This is a genomic window from Novosphingobium sp. Chol11, assembly GCF_945870625.1.
Taxonomy (GTDB): Bacteria; Pseudomonadota; Alphaproteobacteria; order Sphingomonadales; family Sphingomonadaceae; genus Novosphingobium.
In genome coordinates, this window is record NZ_CAMBTS010000010.1 from 15631 (window position 1) to 38449 (window position 22819).

General features: G+C 63.6%; 24 protein-coding genes. 16 read left to right on the top strand and 8 right to left on the bottom strand.

Features of this window, described 5'->3' with window-relative positions:
• Positions 1–16: 16 nt before the first annotated feature.
• Positions 17–298 carry a BolA family transcriptional regulator gene (locus Q0O40_RS03135; RefSeq protein ID WP_295526059.1) on the bottom strand — a complete coding sequence of 94 codons (282 nt, stop codon included), beginning with the start codon at positions 296–298 and terminating at the stop codon, positions 17–19.
• A 50-nt stretch (positions 299–348) separates the two neighbouring features.
• Here Q0O40_RS03135 and Q0O40_RS03140 point away from each other — a divergent pair, with 50 nt between their 5' ends.
• Together Q0O40_RS03140 and Q0O40_RS03145 are read left to right on the top strand one after the other, a co-directional pair.
• The gene (locus Q0O40_RS03140) at positions 349–939 is read left to right on the top strand and encodes a J domain-containing protein (protein ID WP_295526061.1); all 591 of its coding nucleotides are present in this window, start codon (positions 349–351) and stop codon (positions 937–939) included.
• Positions 940–965: 26 nt separating this feature from the next.
• Positions 966–1670, top strand: coding sequence for a nitroreductase (locus tag Q0O40_RS03145; RefSeq protein ID WP_295526064.1), 705 nt, complete (start codon positions 966–968; stop codon positions 1668–1670).
• Between the two features lie 28 nt (positions 1671–1698).
• On the opposite strand, the gene Q0O40_RS03150 is transcribed toward Q0O40_RS03145, so the two are convergent.
• Positions 1699–3303, bottom strand: a complete 1605-nt coding sequence (locus Q0O40_RS03150; RefSeq protein ID WP_295526149.1) for a phosphoenolpyruvate carboxykinase — start codon at positions 3301–3303, stop codon at positions 1699–1701.
• Between the two features lie 274 nt (positions 3304–3577).
• On the opposite strand from Q0O40_RS03150, the gene Q0O40_RS03155 reads away from it, so the two are divergent.
• From Q0O40_RS03155 to Q0O40_RS03190, 8 genes are all read left to right on the top strand, one after another.
• A complete protein-coding gene (locus Q0O40_RS03155; protein WP_295526067.1) occupies positions 3578–4417 on the top strand; it encodes a response regulator transcription factor in 840 nt (279 codons plus the stop codon).
• Between the two features lie 16 nt (positions 4418–4433).
• Entirely contained in the window at positions 4434–5996 is a 1563-nt protein-coding gene (locus tag Q0O40_RS03160; protein WP_295526070.1) for an ATP-binding protein, read from the top strand.
• Positions 5993–6490: an HPr kinase/phosphorylase gene (locus Q0O40_RS03165; RefSeq protein ID WP_295526073.1), complete on the top strand. Its 498-nt coding sequence runs from the start codon at positions 5993–5995 to the stop codon at positions 6488–6490. The genes Q0O40_RS03160 and Q0O40_RS03165 overlap by 4 nt, the downstream gene beginning before the upstream one ends.
• A gap of 57 nt (positions 6491–6547) precedes the next feature.
• Positions 6548–7495: an RNase adapter RapZ gene (gene rapZ / locus Q0O40_RS03170; protein ID WP_295526076.1), complete on the top strand. Its 948-nt coding sequence runs from the start codon at positions 6548–6550 to the stop codon at positions 7493–7495.
• A 181-nt stretch (positions 7496–7676) separates the two neighbouring features.
• Positions 7677–8081 carry a PTS sugar transporter subunit IIA gene (locus Q0O40_RS03175; RefSeq protein ID WP_295526077.1) on the top strand — a complete coding sequence of 135 codons (405 nt, stop codon included), beginning with the start codon at positions 7677–7679 and terminating at the stop codon, positions 8079–8081.
• A 60-nt stretch (positions 8082–8141) separates the two neighbouring features.
• Positions 8142–8414, top strand: coding sequence for an HPr family phosphocarrier protein (locus Q0O40_RS03180; protein ID WP_295526152.1), 273 nt, complete (start codon positions 8142–8144; stop codon positions 8412–8414).
• A 19-nt stretch (positions 8415–8433) separates the two neighbouring features.
• Positions 8434–9240, top strand: coding sequence for an RNA methyltransferase (locus tag Q0O40_RS03185; RefSeq protein WP_295526155.1), 807 nt, complete (start codon positions 8434–8436; stop codon positions 9238–9240).
• A 24-nt stretch (positions 9241–9264) separates the two neighbouring features.
• Entirely contained in the window at positions 9265–9690 is a 426-nt protein-coding gene (locus tag Q0O40_RS03190) for an META domain-containing protein (RefSeq protein WP_295526079.1), read from the top strand.
• On the opposite strand, the gene Q0O40_RS03195 is transcribed toward Q0O40_RS03190, so the two are convergent.
• Entirely contained in the window at positions 9687–10946 is a 1260-nt protein-coding gene (locus tag Q0O40_RS03195; RefSeq protein WP_367183711.1) for a multidrug effflux MFS transporter, read from the bottom strand. The two genes, Q0O40_RS03190 and Q0O40_RS03195, sit on opposite strands and share 4 nt — an antisense overlap.
• Positions 10947–11030: 84 nt before the next feature.
• Here Q0O40_RS03195 and dinB point away from each other — a divergent pair, with 84 nt between their 5' ends.
• Entirely contained in the window at positions 11031–12158 is a 1128-nt protein-coding gene (gene dinB, locus Q0O40_RS03200; RefSeq protein ID WP_295526084.1) for a DNA polymerase IV, read from the top strand.
• Positions 12159–12187: 29 nt separating this feature from the next.
• Here the strand turns inward: dinB and Q0O40_RS03205 are convergent, their stop codons facing one another.
• A complete protein-coding gene (locus tag Q0O40_RS03205) occupies positions 12188–12643 on the bottom strand; it encodes a DNA starvation/stationary phase protection protein (protein ID WP_295526087.1) in 456 nt (151 codons plus the stop codon).
• Between the two features lie 92 nt (positions 12644–12735).
• Positions 12736–13899 carry a Na+/H+ antiporter NhaA gene (nhaA, locus tag Q0O40_RS03210; protein ID WP_295526089.1) on the bottom strand — a complete coding sequence of 388 codons (1164 nt, stop codon included), beginning with the start codon at positions 13897–13899 and terminating at the stop codon, positions 12736–12738.
• Positions 13900–14042: 143 nt separating this feature from the next.
• On the opposite strand from nhaA, the gene Q0O40_RS03215 reads away from it, so the two are divergent.
• From Q0O40_RS03215 to Q0O40_RS03235, 5 genes are all read left to right on the top strand, one after another.
• Positions 14043–15419, top strand: a complete 1377-nt coding sequence (locus tag Q0O40_RS03215; RefSeq protein WP_295526092.1) for a glycosyl transferase family protein — start codon at positions 14043–14045, stop codon at positions 15417–15419.
• Between the two features lie 374 nt (positions 15420–15793).
• Entirely contained in the window at positions 15794–16552 is a 759-nt protein-coding gene (locus Q0O40_RS03220) for a hypothetical protein (protein ID WP_295526094.1), read from the top strand.
• Between the two features lie 97 nt (positions 16553–16649).
• Positions 16650–17564 carry a sulfite exporter TauE/SafE family protein gene (locus Q0O40_RS03225; protein ID WP_295526096.1) on the top strand — a complete coding sequence of 305 codons (915 nt, stop codon included), beginning with the start codon at positions 16650–16652 and terminating at the stop codon, positions 17562–17564.
• A gap of 35 nt (positions 17565–17599) precedes the next feature.
• Positions 17600–18343 carry a TIGR02186 family protein gene (locus tag Q0O40_RS03230; protein ID WP_295526099.1) on the top strand — a complete coding sequence of 248 codons (744 nt, stop codon included), beginning with the start codon at positions 17600–17602 and terminating at the stop codon, positions 18341–18343.
• A 95-nt stretch (positions 18344–18438) separates the two neighbouring features.
• Positions 18439–20196 (top strand): DUF87 domain-containing protein, encoded by a 1758-nt coding sequence (locus Q0O40_RS03235; protein ID WP_295526102.1) that lies wholly within the window; start codon positions 18439–18441, stop codon positions 20194–20196.
• 34 nt (positions 20197–20230) lie between these two features.
• Here the strand turns inward: Q0O40_RS03235 and Q0O40_RS03240 are convergent, their stop codons facing one another.
• The 3 genes from Q0O40_RS03240 to Q0O40_RS03250 are packed head-to-tail and all read right to left on the bottom strand — an operon-like array spanning position 20231 to position 22760.
• Entirely contained in the window at positions 20231–21706 is a 1476-nt protein-coding gene (locus Q0O40_RS03240; RefSeq protein ID WP_295526105.1) for an MATE family efflux transporter, read from the bottom strand.
• 2 nt (positions 21707–21708) lie between these two features.
• Positions 21709–22224, bottom strand: a complete 516-nt coding sequence (locus Q0O40_RS03245; RefSeq protein WP_295526108.1) for a DUF177 domain-containing protein — start codon at positions 22222–22224, stop codon at positions 21709–21711.
• Positions 22221–22760 (bottom strand): ubiquinol-cytochrome C chaperone family protein, encoded by a 540-nt coding sequence (locus Q0O40_RS03250; RefSeq protein ID WP_295526110.1) that lies wholly within the window; start codon positions 22758–22760, stop codon positions 22221–22223. The genes Q0O40_RS03245 and Q0O40_RS03250 overlap by 4 nt, the downstream gene beginning before the upstream one ends.
• Positions 22761–22819 lie beyond the last annotated feature (59 nt).

A 22819-nucleotide genomic window follows, 5' to 3' on the forward strand; every position in this document is an offset into this window, starting at 1 on the left:
TCCCAATGGGTGGGCGCTATTCGCCCGGTGCCTTGGCCTTGACCGCCAGCGCATGTACCCGCTGGCCAGGAATATCGCCCAGCGCGGCATTGACCAAGCGCTGGCGCTGAAGCCGCGAGACGCCTGTAAAAGCGGCGCTCTCGATCTCGACGGTGAAGTGCGATTCGCCCGATCCATCATCGCCCCGGTGGCCGCTGTGGCTGGCGCTGTCGTTGATCACGGCAAGCCGCGACGGGGCGAAGGCGGTGGTGAGCTTTTGTTCGATTTCTTGGGCAATTGGTCCGGTCATGGCTTCCATCTTAGCGAAAGAACCATCATGTGCCAAAGGCCGATCCAGCGAAAGCGAGAATGCGACACGACAAATTTCACGGCCGCGTCGAAGGCAGCGGCAGGGCCTGCGATGCGCCGGGTTGCCCCACTGCGGGCGAATTTCGCGCACCCGGCGGACGCTCGCCCGGGTTTGACGGGCCGGGCGATTATCGCTGGTTTTGCCTCGATCATGTGCGCCAGTTCAACGCGGGCTATGATTTCTTTGCCGGCATGAGCACGGAGGAAATCATGGCCGCGCAATCCCCGCTGGCAGGCTGGGAGCGCGAAACGCGCGCCTTTCGCCCCGATGCCGGGATCGATGGCGCGCCGCGCTGGAACGATTTTGCCGATCCGCTCGATGCGATCGCGCGCCGCGCGCGGATGCGCCGCGAGGATGCGCTCCACCGGCAGGATGCTGCGCGGCGGGGCATCGGGCCGGAGGAGCGCCGTGCCTACGAGATCATGGGGCTGGGCTTCGACGCGGATCGCAAGGCGCTGCGCGCGCGCTATTCGCAGATGGTGCGCAAATATCATCCCGATCGCAACGGTGGCGATCGTAGCTATGAGCGGCAGTTGCAGGAAGTGGTCGAAGCTTACAACCGGCTCAGGGCGAGTAACGCTTTTACCTAATCGAACAAAGATCAGAGGGAGAGAACATGATGAGCGACGCGCGGACAGGTGAGCATAGTTATGATCAAATCGTGCTGGGGCGGCGCAGCATTCGCGGGTTTCAGCAACGGCCGGTGCCGCGCGCGTTGATCGAGCAAGTGCTGGCGCTCGCGATGCGCGCGCCTTCCAGTTACAACACGCAGCCGTGGAATTTCACCGTGGTCAGCGGCGCACCGCTTGATCGGATTCGCGAGGAGAACGCGCGCCGCACTTTGGCCGGCGTGCCCGATTCGCGGGAAGGCCGCCGGGGCGGAGCCTATCTCGGCGCGCACCGCGAGCGGCAGATCGAAGTGGCCAAACAACTTTTCAGCGTGATGGAGATCGGCCGCGAGGACAAGGACAAGCGGCAGGACTGGGTGATGCGCGGGTTCCGGCAATTCGATGCGCCGGTCTCGGTGGTGGTGACGTACGACCGGGTGCTGCTGGAAAGCGACATCGGACCGTTCGATTGCGGCGCGGTGACCAATGCGCTGGTCAACGCGGCATGGTCGCGCGGGCTGGGCTGCGTGATCAACAGCCAGGGCATCATGCAATCCCCCGCTGTGCGCGAACATGCAGGGATTGCCGAGGATCAGGTGATCATGATCTGCGTCGCGATGGGATATCCTGACGAGGATTTTCCCGCCAATAGCGTTGTTTCAAACCGCAAACCGGTGGCCGAAGCCGCCCGGTTTGTGGGGTTTGAGGATTAGGCCAGGGTCAGCCGCTCAGGCCTGCCGCTCAGGCAGCCACTGGCGCTGCCTGACGCACGCTTTCATCGACGTGGGCGGCGAACTCTTCGAAGTTGGCGATGAACTTGCGCACCAGTTCGCTGGCTGTCACGTCATAGGCATCGCCGTCGGCCCACGCGCCGCGCGGATCGAGCAGCTTGCTGTCGACGCCGGGCACCGCAATCGGCACTTCGAAACCGAAGTAGGGGTCTTCGCGGAATTCGGCGTTGTTCAGGCTGCCGTCGAGCGCAGCATTGAGCAGCGCGCGGGTGGCCTTGATCGGCATGCGCTTGATGCCTTCCATCGTCGCCTTGCCGCCCGACCAGCCGGTGTTGACCAGCCAGCACTTGACCCCGCCCTTGGCGATCCGCTCTTTCAGCAGATTGCCATAGACCGAGGGATGGCGCGGCATGAACGGCGCGCCGAAGCACGTGCTGAAGGTTGCCTCCGGCTCGGTCACGCCGATTTCGGTGCCCGCGACGCGCGCGGTATAGCCCGAGAGGAAGTGGTACATCGCCTGATCGGGGGTGAGCCGCGCGATCGGCGGGAGCACGCCATAGGCATCGGCAGTGAGGAAGATCAGGTTGGCCGGAACCGGGCCCAGGTTCTGCTCGCTGGTGTTGGGAATGAATTCGATGGGGTAAGAACCGCGGCTGTTTTCGGCGAGGCTGGCATCGTCGAAATCGAGCGTGCGGGTAACAGGGTCGATCACCACGTTCTCAAGGATGGTGCCAAAGCGCTTGGTCGTTGCGAAGATTTCAGGCTCCGCCTCGGGCGAAAGGCGGATCATCTTGGCGTAGCAACCGCCTTCGAAATTGAACACGGCCGAATCCGACCAGCCATGCTCGTCATCGCCGATCAGCGTGCGGCTGGCATCGGCTGAAAGCGTGGTCTTGCCGGTGCCGGAAAGGCCGAAGAAAACCGCCGTATGGCCATCGGGACCGATATTGGCCGAACAATGCATCGGCATCACGCCCTTTGTCGGGAGGAGATAATTGAGAATGCCGAACACCGATTTCTTCATTTCGCCCGCATAAGCGGTGCCGCCGATCAGGATCAGCTTCTCGGCGAAATTGACCGCGACCACAGTCTCGCTGCGGCAGCCGTGGCGCGCAGGATCGGCGCGGAAGCTGGGCAGATCGATGATCGTGTATTCCGGCACGAAATGCGCCAGTTCAGCGGCGGTCGGCCGGACCAACAAGGTGCGCACAAACAGGTTGTGCCAGGCCAGCTCGTTGATCACCCGCACATTCACGCGGTAGTCCGCTTGGCTGCCGCCAAACAGATCGGCGACATAGAGCGTGTCGCGCTCGCCCAGCGCGGCGATGAAATCAGCCTTGAGCGCGGCGAAATGCTCCGGCGACATTGCCACGTTGGTCTTGCCCCACCAAACGGTGCTTTCGGTGGTCTCATCGCGGACAATGAACTTGTCCTTGGCGCTGCGCCCGGTGTGCTTGCCGGTGGCAACCACGAGCGGGCCGTCTGCGGCAAGGATGCCTTCGCCATTGTGGATCGCGCGCTCGATCAGCGGCGCCGTTCCCAGATTGACAAAAAGGTGCTCCGGCTCGGGAAAACCCTGCTGCGAAAGCGAAACATTCAGCGCATTATCAGACACGGCAGGTCTCCCAATTGGCGGATCGTCGGCGGCCTTCGAAAAAGGCTTTTCGCCGCCGGGTTTGCCGCCAGAGTCGTTAAGGTTCGAATACGAATGCATAGAATCGACGCCAAGCGCATAAGCACTGCGCATTGCGGCGTCAAACTGCGCAAAGCAAAGAAGTTTTTTTGCGCAGCAAAGTGCATGGGGCGCAACCAGCGGTCGGGGAGCAGGCGGGGTGATTGCCAGCGCGTGTGCCAGGCGCTATTCATCATTTGCGGGGGCACAAGCAGGGATGGCAATCTTGCCGCTGGCAGACCGGAAGATCGCCGTGACACTTACTCCGCCAGAGATAGCAGGATCGGCGATATCAGGCGCGGGGCCAGAGGCCCCTCCTGCCAATCCCCAAGTTGCTTCCCAGCCACCTTCCACAATCGCGCTGGTCGATGATGACCGCAACATTTTGACCACAGTGTCGATCGCGCTGCAGACCGAGGGTTTTGCCACCCGGCTCTATTATGATGGCTCCGCAGCGCTCAAAGCGCTGCTCGATAATCCGCCCGATCTTGCCGTGTGCGACATCAAGATGCCGCAGATGGACGGGCACGAATTGCTGCGGCGCTTGCGCGAGAAGAGCCAGCTCCCGGTCATTTTCCTGACCAGCAAGGATGATGAAGCGGAGGAAGCGCAAGGTCTGGCGATGGGCGCGGATGACTACATCACCAAACCGTTCAGCCAGCGGCTGCTCATCGCCCGCATCCGCGCGATTCTGCGCCGGACCGAGATTGCGCGCCGCGATCCTGCCGGACCGGGCCCGATCGAAGCGCTGCCCGAGCCGATCCGCCGGGGGCGGTTGCTGATCGATCCGGCGCGCCATGCGGTCGAATGGGATGGGAAGCCAGTTTCGCTGACGGTTACCGAATTCCTGATCCTTGAGGCGCTGGCGTTGCGTCCCGGTGTCGTCAAGACGCGCAACCAGCTAATGGATGCGGCGTATCACGATGATGTCTTTGTCGATGATCGCACGATCGATAGCCATATCAAGCGTCTGCGCCGCAAGTTCCGCCTCGCCGATCCGCAGTTCGCCGGGATCGATACGCTTTACGGGGCCGGATATTCCTTCGCCGATTCCTGATGCCCCGCCACCGCGTTTGACCACGCGGTTCGCTTCGCGCCGCCGCGTTTGGCGCACGCGCGGGCTCTCGCTCACGGTGCGCATCCTTGCGGTGAACGTGATCGCGCTGGCGCTGCTTGCGGGCGGGTTTTTCTATCTCGACAGCTACCGCAACCAGCTGCTCGAAGAGCGTTTCAAACTCGCGCGCGCCGAGGCGGAGATCGCCGCCGCTGCGCTGGCCGGCGCAAAGATCGCGCAGCAGCGTGCGTTGCTGGCCCAGATCGGGCCGACGCAGCGGCTGCGGCTGACGCTGTATAGCGCCAAGGGCGGGCTGATCGCCGATAGCTTTGCGCTCGCCCCACCGCCGTTTGCCTTTGTCGACCCCACCGACGAGCCATGGTTCAAGACTGCCGCGCGCTGGCTTGATCGCGCGGTTGAGTTTGTGGTGGGTACGCCCCCGATCGAGCGCTTCCGCGCGCTGCCGCAACCGGCTGCGGCCAATTGGCCGGAGATCGAACGGGCGCGTTCGAGCCAGCATGCCGAAGTCGAACTGCGCTTTGCGCCAGATCGCACCCCCGTCATCACCGCCGCCATTCCGGTTGGCAGCAAGGGCGAGATGCTGCTGACGATGCGCAATGCCATCGACGTCACCCAGTCGGTGCGCGATGCGCGCCAGACGCTGGCGTTGATCGTGGGCTTTGCGCTGCTGCTCTCCATCCAGCTGTCGCTGTTTCTGGCGCGCACGATTGTCCAGCCGCTGCGGGTGCTGGTGCGCGCTGCGGTGCGGGTCCGGCTGGGCCGTGACCGCGCGGTGGTGGTGCCGCGCCTGCCTGATCGCGGCGATGAGATCGGCCTGCTCGCGCGCGCCTTTTCAGACATGACCACGGCGCTGAGAGAGCGGATCGACGCAGTGGAAAGCTTTGCTGCCGATGTGGCGCACGAATTGAAGAATCCGCTGGCGTCGCTTTCGAGCGCGCTTGAATCGATGGACAAGGTCGAGGACCCGCAGCTTCGTCGGCAACTTGCGGCGATTGCCGCGCATGATATGCGCCGGATCGACCGCCTGATCACCGAAATCGCCGCAGCGAGCCGGATCGATGCCGAGCTTACCCGCGTGCCGTTTGCCGCGCTTGATCTGGCGCAGACGGCGCAGGCCGTTGTGGGCGCGCGCGGGATGCGGGCGGAGCAGACCGGCGCCGATATCCGCTTTGCGTTCGGCGGCGGGACGAGCATCGTTCTGGGCGACGCGCTGCAACTAGAACGCGTGCTGGAAAATCTGCTCGACAACGCGGTTTCCTTTTCGCCGCCGGGCGGCGTGGTCGAAGTCGCGGTGCGCGCCGATGGCGGCCGGGTGTGGCTCACGGTTTCAGATCAGGGGCCCGGCATTCCAGACAGCGAGCGCACGCGGGTGTTCGAACGCTTTCATTCGGTGCGTCCGGCAAACGAAGCCTTTGGCGCGCATAGCGGCCTTGGGCTGGCGATCGCCCGCACCATCGCCGAGGCACACGACGGCGCGCTGACCATTGCGGATCGCAAGGACGGCGGGCCGGGCGCGGTGCTTGTGCTCGATCTGCCGATGGCCGAAGAGGACGAGAAATGAGCCCGAGCGAGCGCGATTGGGCGCCCCTTACAGCGCACCAGCCCGCGGAACAATGGCAGGCCACCTGCGTGGCAATCGGGGAGCGCGGCGTTTTGATCGAGGGCGCGCCGGGCATCGGCAAATCGAGCCTGGCGCTGGCGCTGATCGATCGCGGGGCGCAGCTTGTGGGCGATGATGGCGTGCTGCTGCACAGGGACGGACAGGCGCTGCTCGCCAGCCCGCCTCCCACCATCGCGGGCAAGATCGAAGTGCGCAATCTGGGCATTCTTGACATGGCCTGCGCCGCCGCCGCTGTGCCAGTTGCGCTGGTGATCGTGCTCGACCGCGCCGCACCGCGCTTCATCACCGGCCCCGAAGCCGCAGTGCGGGCCGGACATGCATTGCCGCTCATCCGGCTGTGGCCCGACAGCCCGCAATTGCCGCTGCGCGCCGAACTGGCGCTGCTCCATTATGGCGCAGGCGGGGATGGATTTGAGCTGCCAGCTGTGCGCTGATGGGACGGTTGCGCCCCTCGCGGTGCCGCGGCGGATGCTTACGGGCTTTCCATCGTCATGGGTTCGGCGCAAACCCGGCTGATGGTGCCCGATTCGGAGAAACAGCCTCAACGTATCCTGCTGGTCACCGGCGTTCTCGGCGCGGGCAAGACCACGGTGTTGCGCACGCTGGAAGACATGGGCTGGGAAGCCATCGACAATTTCCCGATCCGCTTGCTCGATCGACTGCTGGAGACCGAACCGGGCTCGGCCCAGCTCGATGCCGGCTCGCCGCTGGCGATCGGTTTTGATACGCGCACGCGCGGGTTCGATCCGGCGCGCACGATCGAACGGGTCAAGCGGCTGACCGAGCGCGCCGATCTGATCGTCACCACCCTGTTTCTCGATTGCGGGGGGATCGAACTTGCCCGCCGCTACAACGAGACCCGCCGCCGCCACCCGATGAGCGAGGACAAGCCCGCCGCCATCGGCATTGCCGCCGAACGCGAATTGCTCGAACCGCTGCGCCGCTGGGCCGACGTCGTCATTTCGACAACCGACTTTACCGTGAACGATCTGCAACAGGCGATCCGCGAACAATTCGCCGCGATTACGCCGCACCGCACAACGGTCACCATTAGCAGTTTCGGCTTTTCGCGCGGGACTCCGCCGCTGGCTGATCTGGTGTTCGATATGCGATTTCTGACCAATCCGCATTGGGATCCCGCCTTGCGCCCGATGACCGGGATGGATGCCCCGGTGGGCGACCATATCCGCCAGGATCCGGTATTTTCCGAGGCTTTCGAGCGTATCCGAGACTTGTTGGTGATGCTGCTTCCGCGCTTTGAGGCGAACGGGAAAGCCTATGTCAACATTGCCTTTGGCTGCACCGGCGGGCGGCACCGTTCCGTGTTCATGGCAGAAGAGATCGCAAGCGCCTTGCGCACGCACGGATTTTCGCCCACATTGCTGCATCGCAATCTTGCCTCGCGCGCGGCCGATATGATCGAAGGCGCGCAGACATGATTGCGCGCGGTGGCCGGAGAAAGGTTGCCCGATAAGCATGATAAAAAATGGGGATCGGTGTGTTCTGGAAGACAGAGCGTTTGGCCACCAGAGTTTCGGGCGGGAGCAGACTGCGCTCCGTTGGATTGTCTGGTGTGGCTGGCGCATACCGGCAGGTTGACTTTCGGAGCCAGATTCCCAGATGATCGGTCTTATCCTTGTGACGCACGGCGCGCTCGCCGTCGAATTTATCAACGCCATGGAACACGTTGTGGGCCGCCAGCCTGATATGGCGGCCGTCTGCATCGGCCCAAGCGACGACATGGAAAAGCGCCGCCGCGAGATCGCAGATGCCATCCGGCGGGTCGATAGCGGCGCGGGTGTCATCATCCTCACCGACCTGTTTGGCGGCACCCCATCAAATCTGGCTATTTCGCTGATGGAAGCGGGCCGGGTCGAAGTGATCGCCGGGATCAACCTGCCGATGCTGATCCGGCTGGCCAAGGCGCGGGCGAGCATGACGGTGCGCGAAGCAACGGCGGCGGCCCGCGATGCCGGGCGCAACTACATCACGATTGCATCGGAATTTCTGGGACAGGACGCATAGGATATGACGGAGCAGGGAGCGGAAACCGAATCGGCTTTAGGTGCGCTCGATCCTGCAAACATGGCCCGCGAGGTCATCACCATCGTTAACGCGCGCGGATTGCACGCACGGGCCAGCGCCAAGTTTGTGAACGCGGTGGCCAAGCTGCCCGAAGAGCTCATCATCAAGGTGAGCAAGGACGGGTTCGAGGCCAATGGCAGCTCGATCATGGGCCTCATGATGCTTGGCGCGGCAAAGGGCGATCGCATCGAGATCGCGGTGACCGGCGCAGATGCGCAAGGCGTGCTGCTGAAGCTGGCCGGGCTCGTCAAGGATGGGTTTGGCGAAGATTGACCCAGTCTCGGACAATCCGATGACGCGCCGCACGATCACGGGTTTTTCCAACCCCACGGTCAAATTCGTGCGTTCGCTCCGGGAGAAGAAACACCGCAAGCAGGAGCGCAAGTTCCTGGCCGAGGGTCTGCGTCTGCTCACCGATGCGCGCGATAATGGCCGCATCCCCGAAATCCTGCTGATGGCCGAACGGCGCGAGGCGCATCCTTTGGTGGAGGCGCTCGAAGCCGCGGTCGATGATGCCGGCGGCGATGTTATCGAACTGCCTATCGAACTGCTCGCCAAAGTCACCGGCAAGGACAATCCGCAGGCGGTCGCCGGGGTCTATGCCGAATGGGATACCGCGTTGGAGCGCATAGACCGCATGAGTGCGCCGATCTGGCTGGTGGCGCAGGCGATGCGCGATCCCGGCAATCTGGGCACGATGCTGCGCACCGCCGACGCGGTTGGCGCAGGCGGGCTGATCCTGATCGATGAGTGCGCCGATCCGTTCTCGGTAGAGGCCGTGCGCGCCAGCATGGGCGCGATTTTCACGCAGCATCTGGCGCAGGCCCGCTGGGATGAGTTCATCGGCTGGTTGCGGCAGGGCGCGGGCGGGCAACTCGTGGCAGCATCGCTGCGCGAGGCGCAGCCCTATCGCGGCGCACCTTATCAAAGCCCGTGCTTTGTTATGGTCGGCAACGAGTCACGCGGCCTGCCCGAAGCGATGGAAATGGCGTGCGATCTGCGTGTCACGATGCCGATGAAGGGGCAGGCCGACAGCCTCAATGCCGCGATTGCCGCCGCCGTGCTGGCCTACGAGGTACTGGCCACCATCGGCGGTTAAGCCTGCACTAAGACAAGTGGGGGTATGTCAGCCGCCATGTCGCGCAAGGTTTCCCTCCTCGTCCTTTTCGGCCTTGCGCTGGCAATGCCGGGTTGCACTTCGGCTGCTGCCGAAGGCGGCTCGCCGATGGTTGGCACGCGGTGGCGGTTGACCGCCATCGATGGGCTTGCGCCGGACAAGCCAGAGGCCGCGCGGATGACATTCGAGCGCGACCGGTTCAGTGCCAGCGCGGGATGCAACACCATCGGCGGCGACTATCGGCTGGAAGGCGGGCGCATGATTGCAGCGTCCGTGATGGCGACCCAGATGTATTGCGCGAGCCAGATCATGAGCCAGGAGCAGGCTGTCAATGCGTTGCTGGCCGGTGCGCCCCAAATCGAGCGTCAGGGCCAGCGGCTGCGGCTGGCATCGGCTGGGCATTCGCTAGAGGCCATATCGCTGGCAAATTAGTGCGCCTCGGGGACAACCACCGGGCGGTCTACACCCGGCGGTGTGAGGCGGCGGAACAGCTTGCCCTGTTCGCTCCACAGCACGGCCAGCAGCGCGACAATTCCGCTGAGCAAGAACGCCAGCGCCAGCGGGCGCGCGGTGCCATCGTACGCGAGGCCGATCAATAAACCGAGTAGCGAGCCACCGGCCATGCGCAGGAATGCCTGCACCGACGCGGCGGCACCTGCCATATGGGCAAAGGGCTGGAGCGCGATCGAACCAAAGTTGGCACCGATAAACCCCACCATGCAGATATTCATCGCCATAACCGGCATGAATTGCAGCAGCGTCTCGTGCGGGCTGTAGGCCAAAACGCACTGTAGCGAGCTGATCGCGATGAACGCGAACAGCGCCGCATGCGAAACGCGGCGCGCGCCAAAACGCTCGACAATGCGCGAATTGAAAAAGCTGGCAACCCCCATGCCCAGCGCGGTCGCGCCGAAGATCAGCGGAAAGGCGGTGCCTGCGCCAAAATGCTCCCCGACCAGCTGCTGCGAGGAATTGACGTAGCCGAGCAAGGCCGCAAACGTGAGCCCGCCGCCCACCACATAGCCGAACGCCGAGCGGTTCGACGCCGCGATCAGCATGTTGGAGGCAATGGTCATCGGCAGGATCGGCTGGCGATATTCGGGGCGCAGCGTTTCAGGCAGCCTGATTGCGACCCACACCATGACCATGAGCGAGAGCAGCGCGAGCATGACGAAAATCCAGCGCCAGCCAGCGAACAGCAGCACCGCTTGCCCCATCGATGGGGCGATCATCGGCACCAGCATGAAGATCACGAAGATCGTCGACATCATGCGGGCCATGGCATCGCCCGAATGGCGATCGCGGATGATGGCGCTGGGCAGAACGGAAAGCCCCGCGCTGCTGATCGCCTGCGCCGAACGCAGCGCCAGAAGCGCAGTAAAATCCTGCACAACGGCGCAACCGAGCGAAAACACGATGTAGCAAGCGAGGCTGACAAGCAGCACCGGGCGGCGGCCATAGCGATCGGCCAGTGCGCCCGGAACCAGCGCGCCAAGGCCGCCTGCAACCAGAAACACGCCGACCACCAACTGGCGGCGGTTCGGATCGGCGACATCCAGATCGCTGGCGATCTGCGCGAGCGCGGGCAGCATGGCATCGATCGCCAGAGCCTGCAGCGCCATGATCATGGCCATCAGCGCCACAAATTCGCGTTGCCCCATGATCGGGGCCGGGGTTGCATCACTCATAACTGCCATGCCCCGGCTATAAGCAGAAGTCGGCGCAGTTCACAGTGCTTTATGTTGCACTGCGAAATAGGATAGCTTGCGCCGATGGACAGCGCGCGACGCCATGCAGACAGCGAGGATGAAGAGACTGCGGCGGGGTTCCGCAAGATCATCCATGTCGATATGGATGCCTTCTTCGCCAGCGTGGAGCAGCGCGACGATCCCTCGCTGTGGGGGCGGCCGGTGGCCGTCGGCGGCTCGTCCGATCGCGGCGTGGTCGCGACGGCCAGCTATGAGGCGCGCGCATTTGGCGTGCGTTCGGCGATGCCTTCGGTGCGCGCGGCGCGGCTCTGCCCCGAACTGATTTTCTGCCGGCCCCGGTTCGATGTCTACAAAGCGGTTTCGCAGCAGATCCGCGCGATCTTTCTGGACTATACGCCGCATGTCGAGCCGCTTTCGCTGGATGAAGCCTATCTCGATGTAACCGCCGATATCCGCGGCATCGGCTCGGCGTCGCGGATCGCCGAGCTTATTCGCCAGCGGATTCGCGCCGCGACCGCGCTGACCGCCAGCGCCGGGGTTTCGTACAACAAATTTCTGGCCAAGCTGGCGAGCGACGAAAACAAGCCCGATGGCCTGTGTGTGATCCGGCCGGGCGAGGGAGCGGCGTTTGTTGCGCGGCTGCCGGTCAAGCGGTTTCACGGGGTGGGGCCGCGCAGCGCGGAGAAGATGGCCGCGCTGGGCATTGCCACCGGCGCCGATCTCGCCGCCAAGGATCTAGCCTTCCTGCGCAGCCATTTCGGCAGCCAGGCCGATTATCTCTATCGGGCGGCGCGCGGCATCGATCTGCGGCGGGTGCGGGCCGATCGGCCGCGTAAATCGGTGGGCGGCGAGCGCACTTTCGCGCGCGACATCTCCTCCGGCCCGGCGCTGCGCGCGGCGCTGGAGCAGACCATCGATACGGTGTGGGAGCGCATCGAACGCGGCGGCGCGCAAGGGCGGACAGTGACGCTCAAGCTCAAGTTCATCGACTTCCAAGCGATGACGCGGGCGCGCTCGCTTCCTGCATTCGTCGCAGACAAGCGCCAGTTTGAGCAGGTCGCGCGCGAATTGCTGGAGGCCGTGTTGCCGCTGCCGCAGCCGGTTCGGCTGATGGGCCTTTCGCTTTCAGGGCTGGCCGGCGATGCGCCAGAGCCGTCCAGCCCGCCGGGTCAGGGGGAAATGCCCTTCTGACCCGGGGGTGCCAAGTATTCTTCAGCCCGTCAGCCGAGCAAGGCGCTGAGGAACCAGACGCGCTTCTGGGCTTCGTCGGTCCAATCGTCGGCCATGCCTTCTGTCGCGTTGTCGCCGGCGGTGGAGGCCGCAGCTTTTGCGGCGCGAATTCGCTCGACCAGCTTGGCGTTGTCATCGCGCAGGGATGCGATCATGTCGGCGGCGGCAAGCCCGCTGCGATCGTCGTTTTCGATCACGCTGTGGGCCTGCACCACGCCGATTGAAGTGAGGGTCGCGCCGCCGTTTTTGCGCACGCGCTCGGCGATGATGTCGGTCAGCGCAAAAAGCTCGGCGGATTGCTGGTCAAACAGCAAGTGCAGATCGTGGAAATTCGGCCCGGTGACATGCCAGTGATAGTTTTTGGTCTTCAGATAAAGCGCGAAATAATCGGCCAAAAGGCCGTTCAGGCTGTCAATCAGGGCCTTGGTGGCGTTGTCGCTCGACATAAGAATGTTTCCTTCGGTGCAAGAGCTGTCTGAAACTTGCCAAGCTATCTGGTGTTCCCCGGACCTGGCATCAAGGGCGCTTTTGCGCGTGTTCAGTCAGGTTTGAGCGCCGCCGGGCGCGGCGCGAACCGCAGGACCAAGCCGCCGCAAAGCGCCGATAGGAGCGATCCGGCAAGCACGCCCAGCTTGGCTTCGCTAGCAAGGTCCGGCTGCGCCGGAAACGCCAGCGCTGCGATAAACAGGCTCATTGTAAAGCCGATCCCGCATAGCAGCGCCATCCCCCAGATATGCCCGAAGCCCGCACCCTCAGGGCGCGGTGCGACGCCGAGCCGCTCGCAGGCGAGCACCGCCAGACCGATCCCGAGCTGTTTGCCGAAGAACAAGCCGAGCGCGATGCCCAGCGGCAAGGCCTGACCGAAGCTGGACCATCCGCCATAACCCAGCGAAACGCCCGCGTTGGTGAGGCCGAACAGCGGCACGATGGCAAAGCCGACCACCGGGACCAGCGCGTGCTCAAACCGCAGCAGCATGCTGTCTCCGTTGCGGTCCAGCGCCAAAGGGATGGTGAACGCAGCCAGCACGCCCGCCACTGTGGCATGAATGCCCGAATGGAGCACCGCGAACCACAATGCGCCGCCCAGAAGCGCATAGAGTGCGCGGTGTCCGAGCGCGACCCGGTTCATCGCCGCCATTGCTGCAAACACCGCGCATGCGCCGCCTAACCACAGCATATCCAGCGACGCGGTGAAGAACAGCGCGATGACTGCCACCGCGCCAAGATCGTCGACGATGGCGACAGTCAGCAAAAACATGCGGATCGAGCGCGGCACGCGCGGCCCCAGCAGCGCCAGCACCCCCATGGCAAACGCGATGTCGGTCGCGGCAGGGATGGCCCAGCCGCGAAGAAGATCGTTGTGCCCTTGCGTAACGGCAACAAAGATCGCCGCTGGCATCGCCATTCCCGCAATCGCCGCGATAACTGGCAAGCGGCGGCGCTTTGGCTCCGATAGTTCGCCGATCAGGATTTCTCGCTTTATCTCGAGGCCAACGACAAAGAAAAACAGCGCCATCAGGCCATCGTTGATCCACTCATGCAAGGAATGGAGCCTCGCAATCGGAGTCCATGGCATGGGATCGTGCAATACCGCGTGCCAACCGGGCGCGACCGATGAATTGGCGAGCACCAAGCCTACCGCAGCGCAGGCCATCAGCGCCAGCCCGGGCGCCGCCTCGCTTTGCATAAACTTCCGCACCATCGATCCTTTTCCTTTGGAATCTCGCCATTTTCGAACCATCTGGTGGTTCTTGGTCATTGCTTGCAAACGCATCGTGCGCATACACTGCGCGTTGGAACTTGGCGCTATCAAACGGGGGCCAGGCACGCGGGGGCGCGATCATTATGCCGGTTGTCACCGGTTTCCAATGGCTGGCTCATGCCGAGTACGAGCTGTTGCTCTTTTGTGCGGTTTGGTTCGCGATTGGCGCGCTGGATGAACTTGGCGTCGATATTCTGTGGCTTTGGCTGCGTGTCACCGGACAGGTTCACACCGGGCGTGCCCCTGCCGATACCGATGCGCCACTGCGCGGCATGGCCGCAGTGTTCGTGCCGGCTTGGAATGAATCCGCCGTTGTGGGGGCGATGCTGGCCCATTGCCTGCGGGTCTGGCCGCAGGCGGAGCTGCGGATCTACGCTGCGTGCTACCGCAACGATACCAGAACGCTGCAGGCCATGATTGCCGCTTCGCGCGATCCGCGGCTACGCATCGTCATTCATGACCGCGCCGGGCCGACAACCAAGGCGGATTGCCTCAACCGGCTTTATGCGGCGCTGTGCGATGATGAGCGTCGCGGCGGTTTTCGCGCGCGCAGCGTGATCTTGCACGACGCCGAAGATATGGTTCATCCAGCGGGGCTGGCGCTGCTCGATCGCGGGCTGGACGATGCGGACTTTGTGCAGCTGCCTGTGCGGCCTGAGCCGCAGCGCCAATCGCGCTGGATCGCCGGGCATTATTGCGATGAATTCGCCGAATCGCATGCCAAAGCGATGGTCGTGCGCGATTGGCTGGGGGTGGGCCTGCCCGCCGCCGGCGTGGGCTGCGCCTTCTCGCGCACCGTGATTGAAACCATCGCGGCGCAGCGCGGATCGAGCGATCCGTTTGCGGCCGAATGCCTGACCGAAGATTATGAATGCGGCCTGTTGATCGGCGAAGCTGGTGGGCGCACCCGCTTCCTCAGAATGCGTGACGCACAGGGACAGCTCATCGCCACGCGCGAATTTTTCCCGGCAAGTCTGGGATCGTCGGTCCGCCAGAAGACGCGCTGGCTTCATGGCATCGCCTTTCAGGGGTGGGACCGACTGGGTTGGAGCGCGCATCCGCTCGAGCTATGGATGCGGCTGCGCGACCGGCGTGGGCCGATGACCGCCATTGTGCTGGCTTCCGCCTATCTCCTGATCGCGCTTTTTCCGTTTTTGCTGACAGCGCGCCTCATGGGGCTTTATGTTCCAGAGCCGGTCGGCCCCGCGCTGGGCGTTCTGCTCGTGATCAACTTTGGCGCACTGCTATGGCGCGCGGCGTCGCGCGCGCTTTTCACCGGACGCGAGTATGGCTTTGCCGAGGGCATTCTGGCTGTCTTGCGCATGCCACTGGCCAATGTGATCGCCATCATGGCTGGGCGCCGGGCGTTCGGCGCTTATCTGGCCGCACTGCGCTCCGGGCGGGTAACATGGGATCACACTGCGCATATCGGTCACCCGACGCTGGCTGGCGTGGGGTGAAAGCCACCCTCGCTGACAGGCCGCGGATGGGACGGAGGGGGCAACCCTTGATCGTGCTGGCTGCGGTGCTTATCGGCTGGATCGCGCTCAGAATTGCGATCGTCGGTGTCGTGGCCGCAAACGCCGGGATGGAGAAAGCCAAGTCGGCTGCCTTTTGTATAGTGCCTGCTTGTCGCGCAGCCAGCATTGCAACAGCGCCAGCGACCTTGCCTGCGGCGCAGGCAGGCGCTTGGCCCGTCCTGCGCGGTGCTTTCCGCCGGTCCAAGATCGGCGTTGCCGCGGCAAAGACGTGGCCCCCAAACGCTAAGATTGCGCCGTCTGCGCGTTGGTTGCTTGGCTCCCCGCCAACAGAGGGAGAGGGGCAAGGGGGGGTGATGCTCGCATCCGAACTGCCTGAGCGGCAACCGTTCAGCCTTCTGCCTGCCACCGCTTCTCCCATCGAGAGCACGAACATGGCGTTGGCCGCGCCGCGCCGCGCGCGCTGGTCTGCCGATGGCTGGATGCTCTTGCGGCCCAGTGGCGGCTCGCCGGCCCTCGCGGCGATGCCGGCGGCTTATGGGTCTAGCCAGTTTGGCGCGGTAATCCGCTATGATCTGAAACCTGAAAGCGCCGTGCGCAGCCAGCTTTATCTGCGCGCCACCGGGGCGATTGGCGCAAGCATTCAGGACCGGCAAGCGGCGCTGGGCGCCGCGCTCCGACCGTTCCCAAAGATCCCGGTCGTCGGCCTGATCGAGGGCAGGGTGCAACAAGGCAGCGATACCTTGCGCTTGCGGCCAGCCGCCGCCGTGGTCAGCGAACTTGCGCCATTTCGCTTGCCGTTTGACGCGGTGGGCGAAGTGTATGGTCAGGCCGGGTTTGTCGGTGGGCGCGATGCGGCAGGCTTTTTCGATGCGCAAGCAACCGCGACCCGCGCCGTGCTGAACCTTGGCTCCGAAGCGGAACTGGACATTGGCGCAGGGCTATGGACCGGGGGGCAGCGCGGTGCGGCGCGGCTCGATATGGGGCCGCGCGCTGTGTTGCGTGCGCGGCTTGGAAACCTGCCGGTGCGCGCTGCGCTCGATTGGCGCGAGCGCATGGCGGGGAATGCTTCGCCAGGTTCCGGGCCGGTGCTGACGCTGTCTGCAGGATTCTGATCGGAGCGCGGATTTGCGCGCGCCGAGACAAGCAGCTCAAAAATTCGGTTTCCCGGCATTCCCAAGCGCACTCTTGGGGGCTAGCCTGCATTTCGACATGGACGTTTATCTTCCCATTGCGAATCTTGCGGTGAACGGGCTTGTCATTGTCGGGCTGGGGGCGCTGACCGGGCTATTGTCGGGCATGTTTGGCGTTGGCGGCGGCTTTCTGACCACGCCTTTGCTGATCTTTTATGGGGTGCCGCCGACCGTCGCCGCGGCCTCGGCGGCAAGTCAGGTCACCGGGGCCAGCGTTTCCGGGGCCTTTGCCCATGCGCGGCGCGGCGGCATCGATTACCAGATGGGCGCGGTGCTGGTGGCGGGAGGGATTATCGGCACGGGCATCGGCGCCTTGCTGTTTCGCTTGCTGCAGGCGGTGGGGCAGATCGATACGGTGATCAACATCCTCTATGTTCTGCTACTGGGCGGGATCGGCGGTTTGATGGCCTACGAAAGCATCACCACCTTGCGCCTCCAGCGCAGCGGCGCGGTGGTCCCCCCGCGCAAACGCAGACACCATCCGCTGGTGGCGAGCCTGCCGCTGCGCTGGCGGTTTTATCGCTCCGGCCTCTACATTTCGCCGCTGGCGCCGCTGATGCTGGGCATTTTCACCGGCATCCTGACCATGTTGATGGGCATCGGCGGCGGCTTCATCCTGGTGCCAGCCATGCTCTATATCCTCGGCATCGGGGTGAACGTGGTGGTGGGGACATCGCTGTTTCAAATTCTGTTTGTCACCATGGCGACGACGATGATGCATTCGTTGACCACCCGCGCGGTCGATCTGGTGCTCGCGGTGCTGCTTCTCATTGGCTCCGTCACCGGCGCGCAGATCGGGGTGCAGTTCGCGCAGAAGGCGAAGCCCGAGGTGCTGCGGCTGATTCTGGCTGCGCTGGTTCTGGCGGTCGCCATGCGGCTCGCGCTGGGACTGGGCTATCGGCCTGACGAAATCTACACCGTGATCACGCAGTGATGCGGCCAAGAGGAAACAGGTTTGCGTTGCGGCTCATGGCGCTGATGCTCGCGTGCGCAGCGCTTGGCGGCGCGCGCAATCCCATTCTCGTGCCCGAAATTTCAGAGCATGAAATTCAGGTAAGGCAGGGCTTTACCGGCGCCGATCTTTTGCTGTTTGGCGCGATCCTGACCCCCGAAGGCGCGCGCGCGGCCGAAGAATACGACATCGTCGTCTTGCTCGAGGGTCCAGTGCGCTCGATCATTGTGCGCGAAAAGCAGCAGATTGCCGGCGTCTGGGTCAATGCCGCGAGCACCCAGTTCCGCTCTGCGCCAAGTTTCTTTGCCGTCGCCTCATCCCGCCCGATCAAGAAGATCGTCGATGACAAGACTGCTGCGATCTATGAACTTGGCCTTGGCTGGCTTCAGCTTTCGCCGATCGGCGTGATCGACCCTAAGGAACAGCAGCGCTTTTCGAGGGGGCTGGTCGATCTGATGCGCCGCCAGGGGCTCTATCAACAAAACGAAGGGGCCGTGAAGATCAGCGGTCAGGTGCTTTACCAAGCGCGGATCGCGTTGCCCTCCAATGTCCAGACCGGAACCTACACTGCTGAGACTTTCGCCATCCGCAAAGGCCGCGTGGTCACGTCCGCGATCTCGCGGGTGATCGTCCGTAAAGAAGGCTTCGAGCGTTTCGTTGCTGCCAGCGCGGATCAATACGGGTTCTATTATGGACTTTTTGCCGTGATCATTTCGGTAGGCATGGGCTGGATTGCAGGCCGCCTTTTCGCGCTAGTCTGATCTGGGTTCTAATCTGATCTCTGATCTGGGCTTTCATACGAAATGTTAGCCAGTATTTAACCAGCATCGCTTAATCCCTTGCAGATGAGGACCGCATGATGCGGAGGGATTTTGCAGCGATGTCTGACATGAACGCCAAAGGGTATGACGGGGCGGGGCGGGCAAGTCCCGCCGACCTCGCAGCCAATGGCGCTGCGCCCGCCGTTCAACACGCTGCGCAGGCCGGACCAAGCCCCAAGTCGGACAATGCGCGCCGTCCGATCGGCTATGTGCTTGAAGTTTCTGGTGCCGGCAGCGCGATCGCGCTTGATCTGCGGCGGCTGGATGAATGCATGGCGGACACCGATCCGTCGATCTCGCTGTCCGGGCAGGTTGGCAGCCAGATCAAAATTCGTGTTGGCAACGGCTGGCTGCTGGCCAGCGTGCGCACCCAGCGGCAGGACATGGCCGCTGGCAATGAGGGCGTGATCATCGCCCAGATCGACTTTCTGGGCGAAGGCGACGAAGAGCGCCTGACCAGCCGGATCTATGGTTTCCGCCGCGGCGTGACGCGTTATCCGGTGCCCGGCTCAGCGATCTATCCGGCAACCAGCCCTGATCTTCGGCAAATCTATGCCAGCGACGGCCGGACAAACATTACCATCGGCACGGTTTTCCCCACCCGCGACATCCGCGCCGGGCTTTATGTCGATGCTCTGCTGGGCAAGCATTTTGCGTTGCTGGGTTCCACCGGCACCGGCAAATCGACCAGCGCCGCGCTGATCCTGCACCGGATCTGCGAGCTTGCGCCCGAGGGTCACATCGTGATGATCGATCCCCACGGCGAGTATATGCAGGCCTTTCGCCACACCGGGCAACTGTTCGACGTCTCGAACCTGCAAATGCCTTATTGGCTGATGAATTTTGAGGAGCACTGCGAGGTATTTCTGACCTCGACCGGGACCGATCGCCAGGTCGATTCCGATATTCTTGCCAAGTGCATTCTTCAGGCCCGTCTGAAAAACCGTCTGGCCGAGCAGATCGGCAAGATCACCGTCGATTCGCCGATCCCTTACTTGCTCTCGGATCTGACCAATATCCTGCAAAACGAGATGGGCCGGCTCGACAAGGGGAACACCTCGGTCCCTTATCAGCGCATCCGCAGCAAGATCGAAGAGATCAAGGGCGATCCGCGCTATCAGTTCATGTTTTCCGGCATGCTGGTGGGCGACACCATGGCCGAATTCATCGGCCGGGTTTTTCGTTTGCCCGCATTTGGCAAGCCGATCTCGATCATCGACGTTTCGGGCGTGCCGTCCGAGATTACCTCGACCGTCGTCGCCGTATTGTCGCGACTGGTGTTCGATTATGCAATCTGGGCGCGCGATGAAGAGACTCGCCCGGTCTTGCTGGTATGCGAGGAAGCGCACCGGTATGTGCCCAATGAAAAGACCGCCAGTGGTTCGTCGGTTGGCCGGATCCTCTCGCGCATTGCCAAGGAGGGCCGCAAATATGGCGTTTCGCTGGGTCTGATTACACAGCGCCCCTCAGACCTTGCCGAGGGCGTGCTTTCGCAATGCGGCACGATCATTGCGATACGCCTTAACAATGAACGCGATCAGGCGTTTGTGAAAGCGGCCATGCCCGAGGGCGCGCGCGGGTTTCTCGATGCGATCCCGGCCTTGCGCAACCGCGAATGCATCATTTGCGGCGAAGGCGTTTCAATCCCTATCCGCGTTTCGTTTGATGACCTTGAGATGAATCTGCGCCCGGCTTCGGCCGATCCGTCGTTCTCGGAACTGTGGAGCCGCTCCGGCGGCGAAGACATGGCGGTGGAGCGCACCGTCCAGCGCTGGCGCGCGCAATCACGCTAAGGGCTGACCCAGCCCAATCGCGATCACTAAGGCGTCATGCTTGCGGGGCCATGCGACCGGCGCAATCGCCATCGGCGCTGGTTTCTTCCGAACCGGCGGTGTTCGGCAAAATCTGCGCCCGCTTACGCCATTCGGGGCGGTGATAGGCCAAAGCCGCCATCGCCACCGCCGCAAACGAGCCAACCGGATAGGCCAGCCAGATCGCGTCTGCGCCGATTGCGGGATAGGCTAAGGCATAGAAACCCAGCCGAACCGGATAAAGCGCGGTGCCCATGACGAACAGCGGGACGAGCACCACGCCGCCAGCACGCATCGCGCCGAACAGCATGACGGTGATTCCGAACATGATAAAGCTCCAACTGGCGAGCAGCTGGATATGGCGGGCTAGCATCACCGTCTGTTCCTGACCGCCGAGGAACAGTTCCATCACCGACCGGTCGAAAACGGCGAGCAACACGGCCATCGCGCCGGTGATGGCGAAGTGAAGGATCAGCGCCGCTCGGGTTACTTTATCGAGCCGGTCGGTCAGCCCCGCGCCAAGCGCCTGCGCCACCATGGCGCTGAGCGAGGCGGCAATCGCCATCGCTGGCATCTGCAGATAGGTCCACACCTGCAGCGAAGCGCCATATGCCGCGCTGGCCATCGCTCCCTCGCGGTTCACGAGGCCGATCATGATCAGGCCAGCGGCGGCGATCATGAGCATTTGAGCGCCCATCGGCAAGCCTTTGCCCAGAATGAAGCGCATTTCATCGAGGCGCGGGCGGAGGAAGCCAATTTCCGACCAGCCCAGCCGCACGGGCAAATTGCGCGCATAGACATAGAGCAACATGGCGGCCATCGCGGTGATCGAGGCAAGCGTGCTGGCCAGCGCTGAGCCTGCAATCCCGAGGCGGGGAAACGGCCCGATGCCCAGAATGAGCAGCGGATTGAGCGCAGTGTCCAGCACCACCGAAAGGACCATGAAGCGCAGCGATGTGGCGGCATCGCCCGCACCGCGCAGGCCCATGCCGATGATCAGCGTCACCATGGCGGGCGGCAGCCCGATGAGAAGCACGCGCAGGTAAACGAGCGCGAGCGGAAAGATTTCGGGCGGGGTGGCCATTGCCCGCAGCAATTGCGGCGCAAACAACCATCCGGCCGGGGCGATGATCAGGGCCAAGCCGGTGCACAACGTGAGCGCGTTGGCGAACGTGAGCCGCGCGGCGGCGACATTGCCCGCGCCAAAAGCCTGGCCGACTTTGATCATCGCGGCCATGCCAAAGCCGAACACGGTCGCAAAGACGAGGAACATGATCACATTGGCGTTGGCCGTGGCCGCCAGCGCATTCGGCCCCAATGTGTGCCCGACCCAGATCGAATTGATTGATCCGCTGAGCGACTGGAGAATGTTGGAAGCCAGCGTGGGCGCTGAAAACATCAGCAAAGTGCGCAGGATCGGGCCTTGGTTGAGATCGCGGTAGCCGCTGCGGGTTGGCGACGGGCCGGCGCGCGCGACTGGGCTGTTCGCCAAGGTCAATCCGCCTTGCGCAGCGCGGCCAGCGCAGCGAACGGCCCGGCCGCAGCGGCTTGGTCCAGACCGTGTTTGGCGCGGAACGCGGCAGCGCCGGGCCCCTCGGCAAAGAGATCGATGGCCAGCGCGAGCGACTGTGCGACAGCCTCGCCCAGATCGAAAGCGGTTCCGTCATACTCGATATCGTCGCAATCTGCGGCGGTGATCTCGATCTCCTTGTCGGGCACGAGCGCGGTGACTTGGGGCACGAAGCGCAGTGTCACCGGCTCGTCGATACGGACGGGAAAGTCTTCGCCCGAGATCGCGCATGGCTGGATCACATCGGCGTTCAGCCGCCCCGAGGCGTTCACCACGTTTCCAGCGCGCAACAGGGCGATCTCAGCGCGCATCGCGGTGATGTGCGAAAGGCCGAACCGCGCCGCGAGTCGGCGCCGCGCCACTTTGTCCGGAACGATCACCACGGGCGCTTCGAGAATCTGCCGCACGTCGATCATCAGGCTGAATTCAGGCGCGTTCACCGGCCGATTTCTCCGGCCAGCACGCGGTATCCGGGGACCAGCGCGAGGCCTGCGGCCAAAGCGCGGGCGCGCTGCGCCGTCGCCAGCGGCGGCGCCGATGGCAGCAGCGAGACATTGCGCGCCACGGCCTCGACCATCGCCGCCTCGCCGCTGGAGAGGCCATCGCGGTACGCTCCCAGTCGTCCGCCCAGCGTGCTCATCAACTTGCCCATGTGCTTGCCCACCACATCCGCACCCACGCCTTGCTCGCGCATTTGGCCATCCATGTCTTCCACAAAAAGTTCGGTCAGGCGCACCGATGGCGCGATCAGCTCGGTCTCGCGCTCCATCCGAAGCAAGACCAGCGAGAGCACCAGAGTGATCATGTCAAAACGTCCGGCGAGCGTATCGGCGACCCCGCAATCGCGGTACCATTCCTTTTCGCGCGCGATTTCGACCACACGGTGCCACAATTCGCGCAGCGCGGCGCGGTCATCGCGCTGGAGGTCGTTCCTGGCATCCTGCCAGCGATTCAGCAGCCGGGCGAAAAGCGACATGGGCGGTGATCCTTTTACGTGCACGGTCCGGTCAAGCGAGAATGTGCCAACCTCTCGCC